Raw genomic sequence first — 21,293 nt, forward strand, 5'->3', positions numbered from 1 at the left:
GAGTGAGGAGCAAGCGTGGATGTGGGCGAATACAAGAAAAGGCTATTGGCGTACTGCTCATAGCCCTATCTTGACAAAAGCCCTATCTAACGAGCGATTTAAGCGAGCTGGATATCTAAGTTTTAGCGAGTGTTATTCTGCGAAGTGACGTGTAAACTTTGGAAGCGCCGTATACCGAACGGTACGTACGGTGCTGTGGGAGGTCGGCTGGTCAAATAATGGCCAGCCTCCTACCCGATTGCCTTTACAAAATTATTCATGTTAGAAAATCTAACATGAATAATAATTTATAAGAGATAAAATCGGAATTTAAATTATTAAAATAATTAAAAAATACGAAAAAACAAGAGAAAGCGCTTTAAATAGAAGAAATAATCGGCTTTTATATATGTTAGGTTTTCTTACATAATTTGAAATAAAAACTTACATTTATTATGATGTTATCAAATTTAAAGTTTTTCTTTAGAAAGGAGATGAATTGATGAAAAAAATAGAAGCGATTATTAGGCCGGAAAAGTTGGAAGAGATGAAAAAATCTTTAAGTTTGTTGGGGGTTCATGGAATGACGGTAACAGAAGTAAAAGGATGTGGTAATCAACCTAAACAATCTGGATATTATAGGGGACAGCAATTTACTGTGGATCTATTACCAAAAGTAAAAATAGAAGTCGTAATTCCCGATGCAATGGAAGATATGGTCATTGATGAATTTTTTAAAGTGGCACGAACTCTTCAGGTAGGCGATGGGAAAATATTTGTATCTACAATAAGCGAAGTATATCGAATTCGAACCGGAGAATCAGGTGAAAATGCTTTATAAAAATAGAATTAAAGGGGAGAAAATAAAATGGAAAATTTAACAATTTCATTAGATACTTTACTAGTTTTTATTTCTACAACTCTTGTTTTAATCATGCATGCTGGATTTATTATGGTTGAAGTTGGTTTTAACAGAGCAAAGAACGCATTAAATATTACAATGAAGAACTTTTTAACCATTGCATTAGGGCCATTAGCATTTTATTTGATTGGATTTGGCTTAACATTTGGAGAAGATTTCAATGGCTTTTTGGGAACAACGGGATTTCTCATGAAAAACATTAGTGTAGATTTATCGATTCCTTTGGCAGCTTTTTTCTCTTTCCAAGCAGTATTTGCTGCTACAAGTGCTACTATTGTTTCAGGTGCTGTAGCTGAGCGAATAAAATTTAGTGCTTATGTCATGTTTTCTGTATTATTAGTTGCAATTGTTTACCCAATTGTTGGTCATTGGGCTTGGGGAGGCGGCTGGCTTTCTAAATTAGGATTTATCGATTTTGCTGGTTCAACTGTCGTTCATTCAGTTGGGGGCTGGGCTGCATTAGTCGGGGCATCAATTCTAGGGCCTCGTATAGGGAAATATGAAGATGATAAGGTTCATGCTATTCCTGGACATAATATACCTTTAGGTGCTTTAGGAGTCATTATTCTTTGGTTTGGATGGTTTGGGTTTAATACAGGTAGTGCTTTAACAGCTAGTGATGCTCGTATTCCTGATATATTTACAGTTACCTTATTAGGTGCTTCTGCAGCAGTTTTAGCCACTATGATTTTTACATCTATTCGTTACAAAAAAGTTGATGTTAGTTTGACGTTAAATGCTGCTTTAATAGGTTTAGTAAGTATTACAGCAGGTGCTGCTTCATTTTCTCCACTTGGATCAGTTATTGTTGGAGTTATTTCTGGCATTATACTCGTCTTTGCTGTAGAGTTTCTTGATTATGTAAAAATAGATGACCCTGTGGGTGCTTTTCCTGTTCATGGAATTGGTGGCATTTTTGGAACACTTGCAGTTGGATTGTTTGCTACAGATGGAGGACTATTTTATGGAGGAGGTTTTAAGTTATTAGCTGTTCAAGCTTTAGGTGTAACTACTGTAGCATTGTGGACGATCTCTACAAGTTTTATTATTTTCAAGGTAATAGAAAAAACAATTGGGCTAAGAGTGTCTGAACAAGTTGAAAAAGAGGGTTTAGATATTACAGAACATGGAAGTTACGCTTATTCTACATTATTTCTTCGTGATCAAATTCCTGTCATCAACAATAAATAGAATACTTTCTATTGAAAAATGGAGGAGGAAGTCATTTGATTCAATGTCCTCCTTTTTTTATGCACCTTTTTAGATATTAGGCGTAGAATAAAAATTGAGAATGATAATTTCTTTCACTTAGAATAGAGTGTTGAATGATGATCGAAGAAAGGATGAATAGATAATGTGTGGAATTACGGGTTGGATAGATTGGGAAAAAGACTTAAATCAATTTGAAGAAACAGTAAAAAGAATGGGGATGACAATGCTCCACCGTGGTCCTGATGCAAGTGGCACTTGGGTATCTAGACATGCGGCCCTTGCTCATACACGCTTAGTTGTGATCGATCCAGAAGGCGGTGGCCAACCGATGGTTCGTCAATATGGTGATAATAGATATGTGATTACCTATAATGGAGAATTATACAATACGGAAGAGTTGAGAAAAGAATTAAAATTACTAGGACATCGATTTTTCTCCTATTCAGACACAGAGGTTTTGTTGATCGCTTATATTGAGTGGGGAGAACATTGTGTTGATCATTTGAATGGTATCTTTGCTTTTGGTGTTTGGGATGAACATAAACAACGTTTATTCTTGGCAAGAGATCGTTTAGGAGTAAAACCACTTTTTTATATCAAAGATAAAAATAAACTTTTATACGCATCAGAATTAAAAGCATTATTGGCTCATCCAGATGTCTTACCTGAAGTTGATGAGGAAGGTCTTGCAGAAGTATTTGCATTAGGTCCTTCTAGGACACCTGGCCATGGTGTTTTTTTCGGAATTTCTGAATTAAGATCAGGTCATTATTTAATTTTTGATCGCAATGGAATGAGAATTCGCCAATATTGGAATGTAGAGAGCAAACCTCATTTAGATGATTTAAAAATAACATTGGCAAAAGTACGGGAACTTGTATTTGATGCAGTGGAAAGACAATTGGTCTCCGATGTTCCTTTATTTACGTTTTTGTCCGGAGGACTTGATTCTAGTCTGATTTCAGCTATTGCCGCTAATCACTATAAAGAAAGGGGTAAAATGCTAGATACCTATTCGATTGATTACGAAGGAAGTCAAAAATATTTTAAAGTGAATGAGTTTCAACCTAATTCAGATGCACCTTATATAAAACAAATGTCAGAATTTATTGGTTCTCACCATCATTATGTAGAAATCAATACGATTGATTTAGTAAAAGCTTTAAAAGATGCAGTTATGGCTAGGGATCTACCGGGGATGGCGGATGTAGATTCTTCTCTCTTATTATTTAGTAAGGAAATTAAAAAAAATGCGACAGTTGGTTTATCAGGAGAATGTGCTGATGAAATTTTTGGTGGTTATCCATGGTTTTATCGTAGAGATGATCTGGCATCTAATACTTTTCCTTGGTTACGTTCTATTTCCGAAAGAGAAAGTATTTTAGCAAAAGAGGTAAGAGAGCAACTTCATTTGAAAGATTACTTAAACAAACGTTATCAACAAACATTAAATGAAGTACCAAAGCTGGATGGAGAATTACCACTGCAAAGCCGTATGCGTGAATTGTTTTATTTAAATATGACGTGGTTTATGCAGACTTTATTAGAACGTAAAGATCGCATGACGATGGCAACAGGCCTTGAAGTTCGCGTTCCTTTTGCTGATCACCGATTAGTAGAATATTTATGGAATATTCCTTGGGAAATGAAAAATCTTGAAAATAGGGAAAAAGGGCTTTTACGTAAAGCGTTAAGAGGTGTATTGCCGGAAGAGGTCTTAATCAGGAAAAAAAGTCCATATCCAAAAACTCATAATCCCGAATACACAGTTGCTGTAAGCAAGATAATCTTAGAAATTCTCCATGATCCAGCTTCTCCTATTCTTCAATTAATTGATAAAGAAAAAGTGGAAAAGATTGCAAACTCAGGAGGTGAAAGTTTTAAAGTGCCATGGTTTGGACAATTAATGACAGGGCCACAGTTATTAGCTTATCTTGTGCAAGTTAATTTTTGGTTAAAAGAGTATCATGTAAAGATCCGTTAAACGGGAATAAAGATAGGAAAAAACTATTCTCATTTTAGGAGAGAATAGTTTTTTCTTTGGGGAGTAGTCAATTGTTATAGTTTTTCTGAATGTAATTTTTCCTTTGATACATTTTTTCTAAATATAAATCCAACACCGAGAATCAGAACTAACGTAATGAAATTAAGATAAAGGATTAAAGAATCTGGCAAATGGCGATAGAGTCCAGCTAGACCAAAGAAAATGAAGATGAATGCTGAAATCCATTTGATCATCTGGGCAGATAATTTTTGGTTTAACCAAGTTCCAAACCAGATTCCAATTCCATCAGCAATTAACATTCCCAATGTGGTACCAGCCAATACAAAATAAGGCGATTGATATTTAGCAGCCAAAGCAATAGTAGCTAATTGAGTTTTATCCCCTAATTCAGCGATAAAAAAAGCCATGGTAACAGCCATAATTGGGCCAAATGTCTTAAAACGATTTTCTTCTCCGTTTAATTGATCCCCTCGAATTGTCCAGATTCCGAATAATACGAATGAAACCGCTGCACCAATTTGGATCATATCTAAGGAAATTTTAGAAGTTAAAAAATCGCCAAATGCCACTGCTAAACCATGATTAAAAATAGTGGCTAGGAACACACCTAACATTACTTGTTTGCTTGAATATCTTGATGCAAAGGCAATTGCCAATAGTTGAGTTTTGTCCCCCATCTCAGCTAAGGTTACAAATACAGTTGCAACAAGAAAAGAAATCAAAAAATCACCCCTTCATTTCATGAAAAAAAGACTTTCAATACATCTAAGTGATAAATATCACAAAGAAGTATTAAAAGTCTCGCTTTTTGGTTCAACCAAACAATGAGGCCAGATGATCAAATCATCATCAGTGTGTTGACCCCATACAACGCCATATGTAGACGTTAGCTACTCCCCTTTAATTACATTTATATTTTATCAAATGAATGCTGGGGATACAAGGAATAAATGAAATTTGTCGTTAATATTCTACATTTTATACTTATTAAGTTTTATATGTTATAAAATAATATTAGCGTTAATAACCTTCACAAATTATACATAATAAAATATTAAAAAAGTAGTGATATTTGTCACAAGTCGTAGTAAAATAAAATGGAAAATATTCTATACATACTAAATAAATAGATGTAAAAAGGGGGAAAGGTAAATGGATGTTGTTACATTAAGTAGACTTCAATTTGCGATTACAATTGGATTTCACTTTTTATTTGTACCACTCACATTAGGACTTGTTATTTTAGTTGCTATCATGGAAACTTTGTATGTAAAAACCAATGATATCATGTACAAAAAGATGGCTAAGTTTTGGGGGAAGCTATTTATTATCAATTTTGCTTTAGGTGTGGTAACAGGTATCACAATGGAATTCCAGTTTGGGACAAACTGGAGTGAATACTCTAAATATGTTGGCGATATTTTTGGTGCACCTTTAGCAATTGAAGCGACTGTTGCTTTCTTTTTAGAGTCCACCTTCTTAGGTGTTTGGATATATGGGTGGGATCGTCTTTCAAAAAAACTACATGCCTTCGCCATATGGATGGTAGCGTTAGGAACGAATCTTTCTGCTGTCTGGATTATTATTGCTAATGGCTGGATGCAACACCCTGTTGGTTATGTTCTTCGTAATGGAAGAGCCGAGTTGGTTGATTTTATGGCGGTTGTTACTAATAAATATGCATGGTTAATGTTTTTTCATACTGTTTTATCTGGATACGTGCTCTCGGCATTCTTTGTTTTAGGAATTAGTGCTTATCATTTATTGCGACATCAACATCTTGACTTTTTTAAAAAGTCATTCCGCATTGCTTTAATATTTGCTATTTTTTCTTCAATTGGCGTAGCAGTATTAGGCGATTTGAATGGTAGCAATGTAGCTGATGTACAACCCGCTAAATTTGCTGCAATGGAATCGATTTGGGAAACACAACAAGGTGCACCTATGTATCTTTTACAAATTCCTGATGAGAAGAATGAGGGGAACCGTATCGAAACATTAGGAATCCCTAAATTGACTAGTTTTCTTGCGTTTAAAGATCCAAACGCTACGATAAAGGGATTAAAAGATTTTCCTTTAGAGGAAAGACCACCAGTCAATTTAACCTTTTATGCATTTCGAATCATGGTAGGACTAGGAGTCTATTTTATTCTTATGTCCTTTATCGGATGGTATTTGCAGCGAAAAAATAAATTATTAGATTCAAGACTATATTTAAAAATGATGCTTTATTCTATTCCTTTACCTTATATTGCAATTAATTTAGGATGGGTTGTGGCAGAGGTCGGAAGACAACCATGGATTGTTTATGGCTTAATGAAGACCGCAGATGCAGTTTCTCCTATTCCTGCTTCAAATGTTCTTACTACTTTAATAGGTGTTGTTGTTTTCTATACGATTTTAATTGTTGCCGATCTTTATTTGCTGGTGAAATATGCAAAAATGGGTCCGGATTTTGAAAAGCCTACTAAGATACATATCGATCAATCGACAGGCTTTCAGGCATAGTATTTTGATTGGAATAAGGGAGGAATGAAAAATGTCATATACGGCATTGGCCATCACTTGGTTTGGATTATGGGGGACTTTATGGGCCGTCTATTTTATGCTAGATGGATTTGATTTAGGCGTAGGAATTCTTTATCCATTTATTGCGAAAGATGATTCAGAACGTAAACTTTTATTAAATACCATTGGACCTTTTTGGGATGGAAATGAAGTATGGTTGATTACAGCTGGTGGTGCTACCTTTGCAGCTTTTCCAACCACTTATGCTTTGATGTTTAGTTATCTTTATTTGCCCTTGATGCTCATTTTATTGGGATTGATATTTAGAGGAACGGCCATTGAATTTATGAATAAAAGCGATCATCAATCTTGGAGAAAAGCTTGGAAGTGGGCGTTTTTCTCAGGTAGTTTGTTAGTTACTCTACTTTTTGGAGTTGCATTTGCGAATATCTTCCAAGGGTTAGCCATGGATGATAGTGGCTACCATGGAACATTACTCTCATTGCTTAATCCATACGGTCTCTTAGGAGGATTAGTATTTATTGCCTTATTTTCATTAACAGGTGCGATATGGATTGCTGCTAAAACAATGAGTCATTTATCTGAAAGGGCATTAACCTATGCTTCAAAGTTGTGGGTCATTGCTTTAATCCTTGCGGGTATCTTTTTAATCTATACTAGTGTGGCAACAAATCTCTATAGGAATTATCTCCAACAGCCGATCTTGTGGATCGTGCCAGGGTTAGCTGTTGTGGCATTATTATTTACTAGACGATTTTTACAAAAGAAGGATGCGATTCGTGCATTTTTTGCAAGTTCAGTTACGATATTAATGACGATTTATACTACCATTATTGGTTTGTATCCAAATATGATCCCATCTAGTATTGATGAGAAGTATAGTTTAACGATATTTAATTCTTCTTCCAGTGAATATACGTTAAGAATTATGTTCTATGTGGCTATTATCTTTGTACCCATTGTGATCGCCTATCAAATTTTTGTTTATAAAATATTTTCTGATAAAGTAACAGAACAAGATAGCCATTACTAAGATGAAATGAAAAGTAGAAATATTTAAAGATGCAAAACGGTACCCTTAATGAAACAGGGTACCGTTTGTTTTGGTTTGTATAATCATCGCTTCAATAATTTCCATCATATCATCGACTGTGACTGAGTCGATTCCATTTTTTAATACTACAGGTGATTCTAATTCATGCTTTGTTAAGATATTCTCTAAATCGGGAGATACAAATTTAACAATCGTTGATAATTTTACAGTTTCCATATGGCTCACCTCATTTTTTAGTATGGTAAAACTAAAAATGAATCGTAATGCCTGAAAAACCTGTATCAATATTATTATAGTAGATTTAAGCTCAATTGACTACCCTATCTTCTCCCGTATTAAATTAATTAAAGAAAGAGTTCGTATAGAACTCTTTCAAAATAGATTATAGCATCGTTCCAGTTTCACGTAATTTCTGGTGCCAGGATAGTGCTTTTTCAAGAACATGTGGTGTATGACCACCGCGTTCTAATGCCTCATTATAATATTCTCTCATTTTATCTTTATACATTGGGTGAACACATTTTTCAATAATCAATTCAGCTCTCTCTCGTGGAGCTAAACCTCTTAAATCAGCCAACCCTTGCTCAGTGACAAGGATTTGTACATCATGCTCTGTATGGTCAACATGGGAAACCATGGGGACAATACTAGAAATTTTGCCATCTTTTGCAATAGATTTGGTTACAAAAATGGAAAGTCCTGCATTACGAGCAAAGTCTCCAGAACCGCCAATACCATTCATCATATGGGTACCAGCCACATGTGTTGAGTTGACGTTTCCATAAATATCAGCTTCCAATGCAGTATTGATTGCAATCAAACCCATTCTACGAATTAATTCTGGATGGTTACTGATCTCTTGAGGACGGAAGACTAATTTGTCTCTATATTGATCGAAATTCTCAAATAATTCTTTTGTCCAACTAGGTGAAAGAGTGACTGAGGTAGCCGCTGCGAATTTAACTTTTCCTGCTTTGAATAATTCGAAAACTGCATCTTGAAGAACCTCTGAAGCCACGATTAAATCTTCAAATGGAGAATGGACTAAACCTTCTAAAACAGCATTAGCAATCGTTCCGACACCTGATTGTAACGGCATTAAACTGTTTGGTATACGTCCTTGATTTACTTCCTCTTTTAAGAACTCAATGATATGGTTCGCCATAATTTTTGTTTCTTCATCTGCAGGAAGAATATTTGAAGGGACATCCATTTGGTCAGTGATGACGATAGCTACCACTTTTTCTGGATCTACTTTAATGTAAGGGGTTCCAATTCTCTCCATAGGTGTTTTTAACAGAATAGGTTCACGGCCAGGACGTTTTTCTGGTAAATATATATCATGTACCCCTTCTAGAAGTGGAGTATGCGCCATATTGATTTCAATGATTACTTTTTTTGCTTGGTCAACAAAAATTGGGGTATTCCCTACTGATGTCGTAGGAATAATGTATCCATCTTCAGTAATCGTAACAGCCTCAACAAGAGCAATATCAATTGGACCCATAACCCCATTTCGAATCCATTCATTTGTTAAGCTAAGGTGTTGATCTGTAAATAAAATTTCACCTTTGTTAATCAAATCTCTCATACTTCTCGTTGCCTGAAAGGGAAGTCGATGACTTAAAGCACCTGCCTCAGCAAGACCACCATCTACTTCGTCACTTAAAGATGCACCTGTCCAAAATTTGATTTTAATCTTTTCTTTTTTTGCTCTTTCCGCCAATGCCAAAGTTACGGCTTTTGGATCTCCCGCTCGAGTAAAACCACTTGCCCCCACAATCATGCCATCTTTAATAAAATCGGCTGCTTTTTCTGCATCCATGACCTTGTCTAAATAAGGTGCATATCGGATCCTTTCTTTGTACATCTCTTCACTCACCCCATTAAATTTTTTCTTTTTTTACTAAGCGTTTCCACTAATCGTTAGAAACGTTTAGCGATTAAACTCCTTTTAGCACAATAAGGAATGATTAGAATATTCAGTTAAATTATATCACGTTCATTTCATTTATAATACATAATTTTTAAAAAATTATTAATTTTTTATTCATTATCGATAAAGGTAAACAAAGAAGGATGCAAGTTTTGCATCCCTTTGATTCTTATTCACATGTTACATAAAAGGTGGATAAAATCCTTTCTTTTCATAAGGATCATATAACCATTTAAAGAGTGTACCTTTCTCTAGTGCCTTAGGTAAAGAGTATTGGTCTAAGTAATCTCTTCCAGGGCCTGGCATAGGTTTCACAGGAGGAATCGGTATAGGAGGATAGGGTCGTCTTCTCACTCGCAATGCTCCCTTCTTTAAGATTTTCTTTCTTTATTAGTCTAAAATTTCGTCAGGGGTTACATTCGTATCTGAAAATATATCTTTTGTTTCATAAACTTCAGCAGGTCTATATTTTTTTGTTATTTTATGTTCACTTAACATATACAGAATCTCCCTAAATCTTTGTGAATGAACGACTTCACGTTCTCTTAAGAATTTAAGCGCGTCAATCACTCCTGGATCATCAGAAAGATTGATTAGATTTTCATAAGTTGCTCTCGCTTTTTCTTCTGCAGCGATATCCTCTGCTATATCTGCGATCGGATCTCCTTTTGCTTGAATATAAGTAGCTGTCCATGGGTTACCATTTGCATCCACATAGAATAAGGCTTTTTCATGGTCTGCATAATGGCCACCTAAACCAGCAGCGATCATTTGCTCTGGAGTGGCACCTTTGACCAGTTTATGAACTAACGTTGCAATAATCTCTAAATGTCCTAATTCTTCTGTTCCGATATCAGTAAGGAGTGCTTTAGCTCTTCTATCTGGCATACTATACCTTTGATTTAAATATCTCAATGCAGCCGATAATTCTCCATCTGGACCACCGTATTGGGTAATTAAGAATTTAGCAATTCTTAGATCAGGTCTTTCTACTCGAACAGGGATTTCAAGTTTTTTTTCATAGATCCACATGCTTTAACACTCCTCTCCTAGTAATTTAATTCCCATGGCCAAGGTTCATCAATCCAACGTGCAGGATTTTCATAAGAAAATCCTTGCTGTAAAGGGCCAAAATGACGTTCCAAATGTGGTCTTAACATCATCATTTGATAGGTGTAACGCTTAAAATCGCATTGCGCTCTTTGGTCAAATGGATGGGTATCTAAGTATAATCTAATTTCTACGGCTGCAAATTCTAATTCTTGATATTGGCGCAATAAGGCAAATGCTTTATCCATTAAAGATTCCTCCTCTAGGTCTTCTTCCTTAACACCTTATTCAAATAGGCAATTATCAGTAACGGGGACAATTGCCCAAATTTTGGGTAATGAACTAGTTGAAGAAAAAAAGTTGACTTCTTTATCAAAAAAAAGATGGCCGAAGAATCGACCATCCGAATATGCTTTGATCTCACCGACAACAATGGTGTTGAATTCTGCCATAAATGCAGGATCAACATCCTTTTTCATTCCTACTTTTACCTCACTTAAATTTAGCATGGCTAAATCTAGTAAAAACTATATGCTAAAAATCGCTTAAATCATTTAACGGGTATAGTTATTAGAAATGTTGGTAATCATGGGAATAGTTGTTTTTTTAAAAATCAATGAAAGGAGTATTCTATGATTACAAGAAAAGCAATAACGTTTATTCTAGTATTTTTCATTTTAATGAGTACACAGGTAAATGCTAGAATGATTCTATCAGATGATTATAATAAACAGATTACGCCCCTAAAAACAAAACAAATCGCCTACACCATAAAAAAAGGGGACACCTTATATCAAATTGGGAAAAGATATGGAATTGATTGGAAAGATATTGTGAAAGTAAACCCTAGCCTTAATTTTAAAGCTTTAAAGATTGGTTCTACGATAACGATTCCGTACCTTAAAAATTTAGATTATCCTTCAATAGACAAAGCATTTGCAGAACAAAATGAAACGATGCTATCTGAAACCCAAGTTTATCAAATTCAAAAGGGCGATACGCTATGGGCAATTTCAAGGAAATATCATACATCAGTAGATTCTCTTTTAAACTTGAACCAAAATTTAAATCCTAAACAATTGGTAATAGGAACAATGATTAAATTACCAAAAGTTGATCGTGTGAAAATTGCTTCAGTGAGTACAAGTAGAACCCAAATAAGAAAATCAGGATTATTCACATTAACTGCTTATACTGCTGGATATGAATCGACTGGTAAAAGACCAGGGGATCCAGGATATGGGATAACTTCAAGTGGAGCACGTGTACAAGAAGGGATTACGATTGCGGTAGATCCGAAAGTGATACCTATTGGTACAAGAGTTTATATTGAAGGGATAGGCTATCGTGTGGCACAAGATACAGGCAGCGCAATTAAAGGCAATAAAATCGACATCTATTTTGAAGATGTAAATGAAGCTTTAAAGTTTGGGGTAAAAAAAGGAGTAAAAGTAGATGTGTTATACAATTAGCTTTGGTATTTTTGCCAAAGCTTTTTTGAAGGAACTTTACAATTGGAGGATTAGTTGAAAAAAAGATAAAAAAATATGATAGATTCTTAAAAATAGCATTGCATAGTTTTGGATAATTTACTATTCTTAAGGTAGTACAAGTTTGTGAAGAATTTTGCAAACAGAAATCTATTTTATATTAAAGAAATGTACACCAAGAAATGTAAATATTCAGGGAGAGGATGTGAAATTGATATGCATTATGTAGTATGTGTGAAACAAGTACCGGATACAAGTGTAGTAAAATTGGATCCAGTAACAAACACACTTGATCGGAGTAGTGCTCCATCAATTATTAATCCATATGATGCACATGCAGTAGAAGAAGCTGTTCGCTTAAAGAAACAATCTGGGGGCAAAGTGACTGTTGTTTCAATGGGTCCACCGATGGCTGTCAGTACCATCAAAAAATGTATTGAATTAGGTGCTGATGAAGGGGTGCTTATTTCTGACCGTGCCTTTGCAGGATCTGATACATTGGCAACAAGTTATGCGCTTACGCAAGCAATTAAAAAAATTGCAGAGAAAGAACCAGTGGATATTATTTTTGCTGGAAAGCAAGCAATTGATGGCGATACAGCCCAAGTAGGCCCTGGTATTGCTAGACGTCTAGGCATACCAGTATTAGCACAAGTCAATCAAGTTGAACATTTCTCAGCTGAAGAAAAGATGATTCGTGTTCGTCGTAAAATTGAAGATGGACATGAAGTAGTAGAATCTAAATTACCATGTCTAATCACAGTAGAGAAAGAAATTAATGAACTAACATATGCTCCTCTACCAAATATGATCAAAGCTGCGAAATATAATCCAATCGTATGGACAACAAATGACATTGAGGTTGACCGTAGTCAGTTAGGTTTAAAAGGTTCTCCAACCGTTGTTGGTAAAATTTTTGCTCCACCAAAACAATCAGGGGGAGAGAAGATCCAAGGAACTGCTGATGAAGTTGTTAATCATGTCATGGATAAATTATTGAACGTTCATGGATTGTTCGCTAAGGGAGGAGTATAAGATGGCCGTTTCAATTTCTAGTGCATGTATTTCTTGTGGTGCTTGTATCGATACTTGTCCCCATGATGCTCTTTTCATGGGAGCAACGCAAGCAGAAGTGATTCCAGATAAATGTATCGAATGTGGAGAATGTATAGAAGTATGTCCTACTTCAGCTATTACTTTGCCTTTTGGTGTGAAAAAAGAAGTGGTTGAAGAGCCAAAAGTGGAAGAAAAAACTGAAGAGGTTTCAAATAAGGAAGAAGTTAAATCTAAAGAGGTAAAACCACTATCCAAAGAGGAAAAGAAACCAGAAGTTGTTTTACCAGAATCTGAGTATCAAGGTGTATGGGTTTATATTGAGCAACGTAGTGGTAAAATTGCCCCAGTATCCCTTGAATTATTAGGTGCTGGTCGTAAATTAGCTGACAAATTAAATGTTGAATTGGCTGGTGTTCTTTTAGGCCATAAGGTTGATCAGATTGTAAATGAACTTTATGAGTATGGAGCTGACACAGTCTATTCTATCGATCATCCAGTATTAGAACATTACCGTTCAGAGGCTTATCAAGTTGGTGTTGTTGATTTAGTAAAAAAATATAAGCCTGAGATTTTATTATTTGGTGCAACCGTTATCGGTCGTGATTTAGCAAGTACTGTTGCGACAGAATTAGGGACAGGATTAACTGCTGATTGTACTCGTTTAGATATCGATCTGAAAAATAGATTACTAGAGGCTTCTCGTCCAGCGATGGGTGGAAACATTATGGCGACGATTCTATGTAAAAATCATCGTCCACAAATGGCATCCGTTCGTCCAAAGGTGATGAAAGCCATTGATCCAATTAAAGGTCGTACAGGTAAATTGGTTGAACATCCAATTAACATTGACGAAAATCAATTGCAAACAAAAGTAATTAGTGTTGTTCAAGAATTAGGAAATAAGATTCGCTTAAGTGATGCTAATGTGATTGTTGCAGGTGGTAAAGGTTTACAAGATGAAAAAGGGTTCCAGTTAGTCAGAGAATTGGCTGATGTTTTAGGTGCTGCTGTTGGCGCTAGTCGTGACGCAGTTGAAGCAGGCTGGGCTGAACACTCAGAACAAGTTGGCCAAACAGGAACAACGGTTGCCCCTAAATTATATTTTGCAATAGGGATTTCAGGTGCCGTACAGCATACGGTTGGAATGGAGAACTCAGAAATCGTTGTCGCCATTAACAAAGATCCAAATGCTCAAATTTTTGAAAAATGCACCTATGGTATTGTTGGTGATGCATTTGAAGTTGTTCCAAAATTTATTAATGAGTTTAAGAAACTAGTGCAGAGTGGGGAGAGAAAACATGGCTGAAAAATTTGATGTGATTGTTGTCGGTGCCGGGCCTGCTGGATCTTCTGCTGCCTATACATTAGCTAAAGCAGGACTTAATGTAATTATGTTTGAACGTGGTGAATATCCTGGTTCAAAAAACGTAATGGGTGGTGTGATGTACCGCCATCAATTACAAGAAATTATTCCAGATTTTCTTAATGAAGCACCATTTGAAAGACCAGTTGTAGAGCAAAGATTTTGGATGTTAGACCAAAGATCGGCTTTCCAAGTGGGATACAAAGGTTTAGAATGGGCAGAAGCACCGTATAATAACTTCACTGTGTTACGTGCAAAATTTGACCAATGGTTTGCTAATAAGGCTGTTGAACAAGGAGCGCTATTGATCAATGAAACCGTAGTAAAAGAAGTGATCGTGGAAGATGATCGAGTACTAGGAGTTAGAACAGATCGTCCTGATGGAGATGTTTATGCTGACCTTGTTATTTTAGCTGATGGTGTAAACTCATTACTTGCTAAACAATTAGGTTTCCATAAAGAGTTAAAACCAAATGAAGTCGCTTTAGCTGCCATGCAGGTGATTAATTTACCACCTGAAAAAATTGAGGATCGCTTTAATTTAGAGCCTAATCAAGGGGCCACCATTGAAATATTTGGTGATTCAACAAAAGGGATGCTTGGTACTGCATTTATTTATACGAATAAGGATAGTATTAGTATTGGTGTGGGAACACTTCTTTCAGGTTTAATGAAAACAAAAATGCGCCCACATGAACTTTTAGAAACCTTAAAACAGCATCCGATGGTTCGTAAATTGATTGAGGGTGGAGAACCTAAAGAGTACTTGGCGCATTTAATTCCTGAGGGTGGGTATCATTCCATTCCAAAACTTGTAGGACATGGAGTTATGCTAGTTGGGGATGCAGCCCAACTCGTTAATGGGATACACCGTGAGGGTTCAAACCTTGCAATGGCTTCAGGGCGCCTAGCTGCAGAAACAGCGATTTTAGCTAAACAAGTAGGAGACTTTTCTGAAAATATGTTAGATACTTACAGAACAAAACTAATGGAGAGTTTTGTAGGCCAAGACTTGAAAAAATATAAAGATGCTGCACATGCATTAGATCGCCATCCTCAGTATTTTAAAGAGTTCATCCCAATGATAAATCGTGCTGCAAGTGAAATGTTTACAGTTGATGGTGCTTCAAAATGGGATAAACAGAAGAAGATTTTAGGTATGGTTCAAGATAGGGGAACAATAAACACAATTCGCGACCTATACCGCGTATGGAAGGTGATGAAGTGATGGCAGAACCATTAAAAAAGGTTAAAATAGAAGATTTACAGTATCTTACACGATTTGTATCTGATAAAGAATCTCATCTAATTATTAAGAATCACCAGGTTTGTGCTGATTGTGAGGGAAAATACTGTACGTTTTTCTGCCCAGGTGAAGTTTACAAATGGGAAGGAGACCGAATGTTTGTCGGCTTTGAAGGCTGTCATGAATGTGGAAGCTGCCGTATCGGTTGTCCAGAAGACAATATTGAATGGCGATATCCTAAAGGTGGTTTAGGAGTTATCTTCAGATTAGCATAAAATTTTTTGATAGGGAGACGATATACCTTATGGGAATCGTTTCCCTTTTTGCATTTAGGACTATTGAGACCATTGCTTTTTTTTACTTTTTAGTATAATATACCTATTGGGGTATATGTTTCCGAATGTTAGGGGGTGTAATCATGAAAGTAGCAGTTGCTGTGTTACCAAATGGGATGGTCAACGCGCATTTTGGTAGAGCGAACAAACTTGCTTTTGCTACCATTGAGAATAAGCAGATTATTTCTTGGGAAGAGGTAGCAGCTCCATTTGCGGAAACGCATGGTCATGATCATCATCATGAGCATGAGCATGGTTATCATCATCACGATCACGACCATCATCACGAACATGGTCACCATCATCAAGCAATAAAGAATTTTTTAGTAGAGCATCAAGTTGATTTAGTTTTGCTTGATCATGCTGGGCCAGGGATGCAAAAGGTGATCAATGAAACTGATATTAAGATTGTTATTGGTGCAAAAGGTAATGCAAAGGATGCAGTTCAAGCATTAGCTGACCAAGGGTTTGTAGAATAATACATACAATTTGTAACCTTTATGTACTGAATGTACCGATAATAAGTTTTAATATATTGATGTTAATTTAACAGTTAAATAGGGAAAGATATAAATAGTTCTTTTCCATATGACATGAAAAGGAGATGAGAAAATGGCAAAAATCGATGAAAAGGATAAAGAAACGATACGTAATATGTTTAATGAGCAAATGCAAGGAACTGCACACATTCGTTTCTTTGGATCTAAAACTGGCTGCGATTATTGTGATGATACAAAGGAAATTTTAGAAGAACTTGCAGCACTTTCTGATGGTATTGATTTACAAGTATTGGATAAAGATGAACATGCGGAGGAAGCAAATCGTCTAAACGTAGACAAAGTTCCAGCCATTGTTTTTGTGAAGGAAGATGGAACAGATACTGGGGTTCGCTTCTATGGGATCCCTTCGGGTTATGAATTTAGTACTTTGATTGAGGATATTATTGATATTGCGAATGAAAAGACTGGGTTATCACAAGCAACGATAGAGCAATTAAAAAATATTACTGAAGATGTAACCATTTCTGTTTTCGTAACCCCTACCTGACCATATTGTCCTCGCGCGGTTCGCGTGGCTCATCATATGGCTATGGTTAACCCACATATTCGTGGAGAAATGATCGAAGCAATGGAATTTCCTGATTTGTCTGGAAAGTATAATGTGTATGGTGTACCAAAAACGGTAATTAACGATGGAAAAGCAGAACAAGAGGGAGCAGTTCCAGAAGAAGTGATTCTAGAAAAAATTATGGAAGCGATTCGCTAATAAAGGATCGTTGATTACAAAAAGGCCTAGGTTAAACATGTTAACCTAAGGCTTTTTTTTACTTTTATTTTTTCCATAATTGAAAGTTTGCTAAATTTTCAAGCCATCGTTGAAAAAAACTTTTAGGCTTTGTTTTACTTTGAGGATGAGTTTTGATAGGTGTAACATTTACCGAACTTGTAGTGATGGCTTTTAAAATATTAATCTCCCCGTAACCATAATATTCATCTTTCCCTTTGGCCCCTAAGTCTGTAGTGGTGTTTTTAATAATGTCTATCACTTCCTTATTTGTTAAATTAGGGTTTCTGGAACGAATTAAAGCTGCTAATCCTGTAACATGAGGACTAGCCATCGATGTACCTGATAACGCTGCATATCGGTTTCCTGGATAGGTACTAGCGATATTTACTCCGGGTGCAACCACATCTACATATGGGCCATAATTAGAAAATTCTGCTCTGTTTTGTTGAGCATCTACAGCAGATACCGCAATCACTTCAGGATAGGCTGCTGGATAACCTAATTCATCAATATTATCATTTCCAGTAGCTGCAACAAGGACAACATCTTTGGAATAAGCATATTGAATTGCATCGTGTAAATATTTTGATTCTGCATAATTGCCAAGGCTAAGGTTGATGATTTTTGCTCCATGGTCTGTAGCCCATATCACTCCCTCAGCTACATCAAATAGGGTACCTGCTCCAGATTGATCCAAAACTTTAACTGGCATAATTTTATTATACCAGGTAATACCGGCAATCCCTTCATAATTATTTGTATTTGCCGCGATTATTCCCGCAACATGTGTACCATGACCATCATCATCCATGGGAGGAAGGGAAGGGTTAATCACATTATAGCCCTTAACCAACTTTTCTTTGAATTCTGGATGATTTAAATCTACCCCTGTATCAATCACGGCTACAATCATATTTTCTTTGCCTCTTGTAAGCTCCCAACCTTGTTCTGTGAAGATGGTAGGTAAGTTCCATTGATAATCTATATAAAGGCTATCATTAGGTATAAGCGGTTTAAGCTGTGTTGGTTTCTGATTAGTTAAATAAATAAAATGAGGCTCCACATATTCAATTGCGGGATCTTTTTCTAACAAGCGAATAAGTGTTTTAGTTGAACGTTTAGGACAATGGGCAATAATCGTATGGTCTCGTCTTTTTTTCGTTGTCAATTGGTATTTCTTAAGAAAAGCTTGGATATTCTGCTCATTCATTTGTTTTTTAAACTTTATAACAACCTCATTTTGTATGTAGTGACTGATCCCTTTTTCTTCTTGGTCTGGCCTCAAATCAGGCAAATTTTCCTCTAACCCCAGACTTAAGCGTTTTCTAGATGAATATTTAGTAGGTATTGTTTTCCATTTATTGTTTTGCAAATGGGTAACAGTAAACATTCGCAATTGTTGTTTCTTTTCAATTTCCGAAAAGATAGGGGTTCTTAATGTTATTTGATAGGTATTCCAGCGATTATTTTTAAAAATTGGGACTTCTATATAAACTAATGACTTATCTTTATTTGATTGAATAAAGATTTGATCTCTTTTAGGATCCAGGTTCTCCTTAACAGAAAGTGAAGTCTGTTTCATTAATCGAATCGATAAAATATTCGAATGATTTTTCTTTACTTGATCATAAGAGGAAGTAGAATCATCCATTTGCTTTAATTCTTGTTTTATGATTGGTATCAGTGATTGGATTTGCATTTTGGACGTAAGCCATGCATCTTCAGTTATATAATCTGTTTCGGCCATTTTTTCATTTAAGTTGGTTTTATGAAGGGAACGAGATTGAAATGTAAAAGGCGTAACAGGGGGCAAAGCAAGACTGATGACAATACCTAATAAAATACCAGAGGCAATGATTGAACGAATAAAACGGGTCACATTACATCTCTCCTGATCATTTACATATGTTTTAAAGAAATAGTCTCCCTGTCATATAAGCAGGGAGATTAAGACCTTAAGATTAGTTTAAGGAGAATGCGGCTATTTTATTCTCTATATATTGGACAATTTCTCTAGCAGCATGATCAAGGTTATCACTATTCACTTCAAAAAAAGATCCTTGGTATTGATCTGTTGCAAACTGATAACGAGGATCATAATAATATTCAAGTAGGAGCTGAATCGCTTGATAAAACTCATTCTTTTCAACGGCAGCAAATAAAAGCGGTCTTACTTCTGTTGGTAATTTTCTTTCAATTCTTTTTAATCCATCTATAAATGGTTCTTTATACTGGTCTAACCGATATTCTTCTAGTATTCGTTGAATACGAATGGGTTGAGAGGCAGTAATCAAAATATGATGTCCGTGTTCCTTTGCATTCATAATATTGTCAGGCACGATAATTTTACCAATACGCTTACTTTCTGCTTCGATTACGACAGCTCTAGCCTGCCGAATTTCTTTTAATACTTCATATACTTGAGAATCAAACGTTTTTTGATTCACGGGCTCTAAACCAATCGCACCAAATGCTGAACCACGATGATGAGCCATTCCTTCTAAATCAATAATAGATAGGCCTAATTCCTTTAATTTATAAAGGAGGGTGGTTTTTCCAACCCCTGTCATTCCGTGAAGGACAAAAGTAGGGATGTTAAGATCCATTTTTGGAATCTCTTCGACGATATATTGTCGATAAGCACGATACCCTCCCTCAAGCCGATAAGGTTCAGGGTAAATTAAACTATAAAATGTGGCCATTGACTTACTTCGCATACCACCACGCCAGCAAAAGAAAACAGGTACTTGGCCAGGTTGCAGGGCTTGTCTCACTTGTTTTACAAGCTGAGGGATCTTAGGAGAAACAATTTCTAACCCAAGTTCTCTTGCAATATCAGACCCTTTTTCCTTATAAACTGTTCCAACCAATGCCCTTTCTTCATTATCGAAAAGGGGAATATTGATTGCCCCAGGTATGGTTGCTTCATGGTATTCATTTGGTGATCTCACATCGATTAATAAATGATGTTTCTTATCTTCAATTTCAGTATATTGAATATCCTTAAACAAAAAGTTCACCTCTAGTTTGTCAAAATCAAGATTACACTAATTCCATTATAACCTATTATACATCAATTTTTATCCTAGGATAATTTAAGCTTCTTTGTACACTATAAAAAAAGAGGTCATATACAAATAAATTAAAAGAAAATAGATAGCTACAAACACAAAAGTTATGAAGAATTAACGCTTCATAACCTTTTGTGTATATTGAGTAATTTTTTGTTTTGCTTCTTGCCATGAGTAAACCCTTGTTACTTGTTCTGGCAATGGTCCTTGATTATAAGGTGTATCAAATAATAAAATGGGAATGTTTAATTCTTGTGCCATTTGACAAGAAGCTACATAATGGTCTTCTAGAAATAAATCGATTTCATACTCAATTGCTTGTTGGATTTTGTTTGGGGAACCTGTTAAAACAACTCGATCAAAGGGAAGACCTTGAGATTCAAACCATTTCATAGTAGGTAACCTGTATTCCTCCTCTCGAGCACTAATATAGATTAAACGATAACTTTGTTTTAAATAGGAGAGTGTTTTCTTTGCATCTTTTGCTAATGGTGCTGTCTGATAAATGTCAGCTCCATATTGGCTATACCAATTTAAATATTCCTCTTCATCAATATTATAAAGCTTTGTTAAATCGTAGGTTGTAATTTCATTGTATAAAAAGTTTTTATTAAAATATTGGTTTAAATGAGGAATAAAGGTATATGGATCTGTTACTGTTCCATCAATATCAATCCCTAAAGTAAATTCCTTTTTTATCATTACTTGAAAGCCCCCTTATTTTGATACATACTATCTTCCTTTTGAAAAATTGTCAA

The 21,293-nt window shown here is 35.6% G+C and carries 21 protein-coding genes and 3 pseudogenes; 14 read left to right on the forward strand and 10 right to left on the reverse strand.

What is annotated here, in order from left to right:
* The first annotated feature begins 481 nt into the window (after positions 1–481).
* The 3 genes from BEN26_RS04790 to asnB all read left to right on the forward strand — a co-directional run bounded on the left by BEN26_RS04790 (position 482) and on the right by asnB (position 4,097).
* Positions 482–820 carry a P-II family nitrogen regulator gene (locus BEN26_RS04790; protein ID WP_068723414.1) on the forward strand — a complete coding sequence of 113 codons (339 nt, stop codon included), beginning with the start codon at positions 482–484 and terminating at the stop codon, positions 818–820.
* A gap of 27 nt (positions 821–847) precedes the next feature.
* On the forward strand, positions 848–2,092 hold the full coding sequence (locus tag BEN26_RS04795; RefSeq protein ID WP_068723417.1) for an ammonium transporter: 1,245 nt from the start codon (positions 848–850) through the stop codon (positions 2,090–2,092).
* Positions 2,093–2,255: 163 nt separating this feature from the next.
* Complete coding sequence (gene asnB, locus BEN26_RS04800; RefSeq protein ID WP_069797707.1) at positions 2,256–4,097, forward strand: asparagine synthase (glutamine-hydrolyzing); 1,842 nt, start codon at positions 2,256–2,258, stop codon at positions 4,095–4,097.
* A 74-nt stretch (positions 4,098–4,171) separates the two neighbouring features.
* On the opposite strand, the gene BEN26_RS04805 is transcribed toward asnB, so the two are convergent.
* Complete coding sequence (locus BEN26_RS04805) at positions 4,172–4,840, reverse strand: TMEM165/GDT1 family protein (RefSeq protein ID WP_069797705.1); 669 nt, start codon at positions 4,838–4,840, stop codon at positions 4,172–4,174.
* A gap of 430 nt (positions 4,841–5,270) precedes the next feature.
* On the opposite strand from BEN26_RS04805, the gene BEN26_RS04810 reads away from it, so the two are divergent.
* Positions 5,271–6,626: a cytochrome ubiquinol oxidase subunit I gene (locus BEN26_RS04810; RefSeq protein WP_069797704.1), complete on the forward strand. Its 1,356-nt coding sequence runs from the start codon at positions 5,271–5,273 to the stop codon at positions 6,624–6,626.
* 31 nt (positions 6,627–6,657) lie between these two features.
* A complete protein-coding gene (gene cydB, locus BEN26_RS04815) occupies positions 6,658–7,680 on the forward strand; it encodes a cytochrome d ubiquinol oxidase subunit II (protein WP_069797702.1) in 1,023 nt (340 codons plus the stop codon).
* Between the two features lie 45 nt (positions 7,681–7,725).
* Here cydB and BEN26_RS04820 read toward each other — a convergent pair whose 3' ends face one another.
* The 6 genes and pseudogenes from BEN26_RS04820 to BEN26_RS04845 form a co-directional block, all read right to left on the reverse strand.
* Positions 7,726–7,917, reverse strand: coding sequence for a hypothetical protein (locus tag BEN26_RS04820; RefSeq protein ID WP_068723429.1), 192 nt, complete (start codon positions 7,915–7,917; stop codon positions 7,726–7,728).
* Between the two features lie 166 nt (positions 7,918–8,083).
* Positions 8,084–9,571 (reverse strand): succinyl-CoA:acetate CoA-transferase ScpC, encoded by a 1,488-nt coding sequence (gene scpC, locus BEN26_RS04825; RefSeq protein WP_069797700.1) that lies wholly within the window; start codon positions 9,569–9,571, stop codon positions 8,084–8,086.
* 246 nt (positions 9,572–9,817) lie between these two features.
* The gene (locus BEN26_RS04830; protein WP_181482197.1) at positions 9,818–9,991 is read right to left on the reverse strand and encodes a spore coat associated protein CotJA; all 174 of its coding nucleotides are present in this window, start codon (positions 9,989–9,991) and stop codon (positions 9,818–9,820) included.
* 117 nt (positions 9,992–10,108) lie between these two features.
* Positions 10,109–10,669: pseudogene (locus tag BEN26_RS04835) on the reverse strand (manganese catalase family protein); the annotation flags it as partial.
* Positions 10,670–10,686: 17 nt separating this feature from the next.
* The gene (locus tag BEN26_RS04840; protein WP_069797698.1) at positions 10,687–10,935 is read right to left on the reverse strand and encodes a spore coat protein CotJB; all 249 of its coding nucleotides are present in this window, start codon (positions 10,933–10,935) and stop codon (positions 10,687–10,689) included.
* Positions 10,936–10,971: 36 nt separating this feature from the next.
* Positions 10,972–11,196, reverse strand: coding sequence for a hypothetical protein (locus BEN26_RS04845; RefSeq protein WP_181482198.1), 225 nt, complete (start codon positions 11,194–11,196; stop codon positions 10,972–10,974).
* Between the two features lie 123 nt (positions 11,197–11,319).
* On the opposite strand from BEN26_RS04845, the gene BEN26_RS04850 reads away from it, so the two are divergent.
* The 9 genes and pseudogenes from BEN26_RS04850 to BEN26_RS13920 all read left to right on the forward strand — a co-directional run.
* Positions 11,320–12,159, forward strand: coding sequence for a LysM peptidoglycan-binding domain-containing protein (locus tag BEN26_RS04850; protein WP_069797694.1), 840 nt, complete (start codon positions 11,320–11,322; stop codon positions 12,157–12,159).
* 234 nt (positions 12,160–12,393) lie between these two features.
* Positions 12,394–13,212 carry an electron transfer flavoprotein subunit beta/FixA family protein gene (locus BEN26_RS04855; RefSeq protein WP_068727438.1) on the forward strand — a complete coding sequence of 273 codons (819 nt, stop codon included), beginning with the start codon at positions 12,394–12,396 and terminating at the stop codon, positions 13,210–13,212.
* A gap of 1 nt (position 13,213) precedes the next feature.
* Positions 13,214–13,369, forward strand: a pseudogene (locus tag BEN26_RS14065) (DUF362 domain-containing protein); the annotation flags it as partial.
* A 180-nt stretch (positions 13,370–13,549) separates the two neighbouring features.
* Positions 13,550–14,539: an electron transfer flavoprotein subunit alpha/FixB family protein gene (locus BEN26_RS04860; RefSeq protein WP_068727439.1), complete on the forward strand. Its 990-nt coding sequence runs from the start codon at positions 13,550–13,552 to the stop codon at positions 14,537–14,539.
* The gene (locus tag BEN26_RS04865; protein ID WP_068723439.1) at positions 14,532–15,824 is read left to right on the forward strand and encodes an FAD-dependent oxidoreductase; all 1,293 of its coding nucleotides are present in this window, start codon (positions 14,532–14,534) and stop codon (positions 15,822–15,824) included. Before BEN26_RS04860 ends, BEN26_RS04865 begins: the two co-directional genes overlap by 8 nt.
* Positions 15,824–16,117: a ferredoxin family protein gene (locus BEN26_RS04870; RefSeq protein WP_068727437.1), complete on the forward strand. Its 294-nt coding sequence runs from the start codon at positions 15,824–15,826 to the stop codon at positions 16,115–16,117. Before BEN26_RS04865 ends, BEN26_RS04870 begins: the two co-directional genes overlap by 1 nt.
* Positions 16,118–16,260: 143 nt before the next feature.
* Positions 16,261–16,656, forward strand: coding sequence for a NifB/NifX family molybdenum-iron cluster-binding protein (locus BEN26_RS04875; RefSeq protein ID WP_069797692.1), 396 nt, complete (start codon positions 16,261–16,263; stop codon positions 16,654–16,656).
* Between the two features lie 133 nt (positions 16,657–16,789).
* Positions 16,790–17,224 (forward strand): thioredoxin family protein, encoded by a 435-nt coding sequence (locus BEN26_RS04880; RefSeq protein ID WP_220126409.1) that lies wholly within the window; start codon positions 16,790–16,792, stop codon positions 17,222–17,224.
* Positions 17,225–17,236: 12 nt separating this feature from the next.
* Positions 17,237–17,443 (forward strand): annotated as a pseudogene (locus BEN26_RS13920) (thioredoxin family protein); the annotation flags it as partial.
* A 64-nt stretch (positions 17,444–17,507) separates the two neighbouring features.
* Here the strand turns inward: BEN26_RS13920 and BEN26_RS04885 are convergent.
* From BEN26_RS04885 to BEN26_RS04895, 3 genes are all read right to left on the reverse strand, one after another.
* Positions 17,508–19,343 (reverse strand): S8 family peptidase, encoded by a 1,836-nt coding sequence (locus BEN26_RS04885; RefSeq protein ID WP_069797690.1) that lies wholly within the window; start codon positions 19,341–19,343, stop codon positions 17,508–17,510.
* Positions 19,344–19,425: 82 nt separating this feature from the next.
* The gene (gene mnmH, locus BEN26_RS04890; protein ID WP_181482199.1) at positions 19,426–20,475 is read right to left on the reverse strand and encodes a tRNA 2-selenouridine(34) synthase MnmH; all 1,050 of its coding nucleotides are present in this window, start codon (positions 20,473–20,475) and stop codon (positions 19,426–19,428) included.
* 174 nt (positions 20,476–20,649) lie between these two features.
* Positions 20,650–21,237: a 5' nucleotidase, NT5C type gene (locus BEN26_RS04895; RefSeq protein WP_069797688.1), complete on the reverse strand. Its 588-nt coding sequence runs from the start codon at positions 21,235–21,237 to the stop codon at positions 20,650–20,652.
* Positions 21,238–21,293 lie beyond the last annotated feature (56 nt).

Origin of the sequence: Tepidibacillus sp. HK-1 (genome assembly GCF_001748485.2) — a bacterium.
Lineage (GTDB): Bacteria > Bacillota > Bacilli > Tepidibacillales > Tepidibacillaceae > Tepidibacillus_B > Tepidibacillus_B infernus.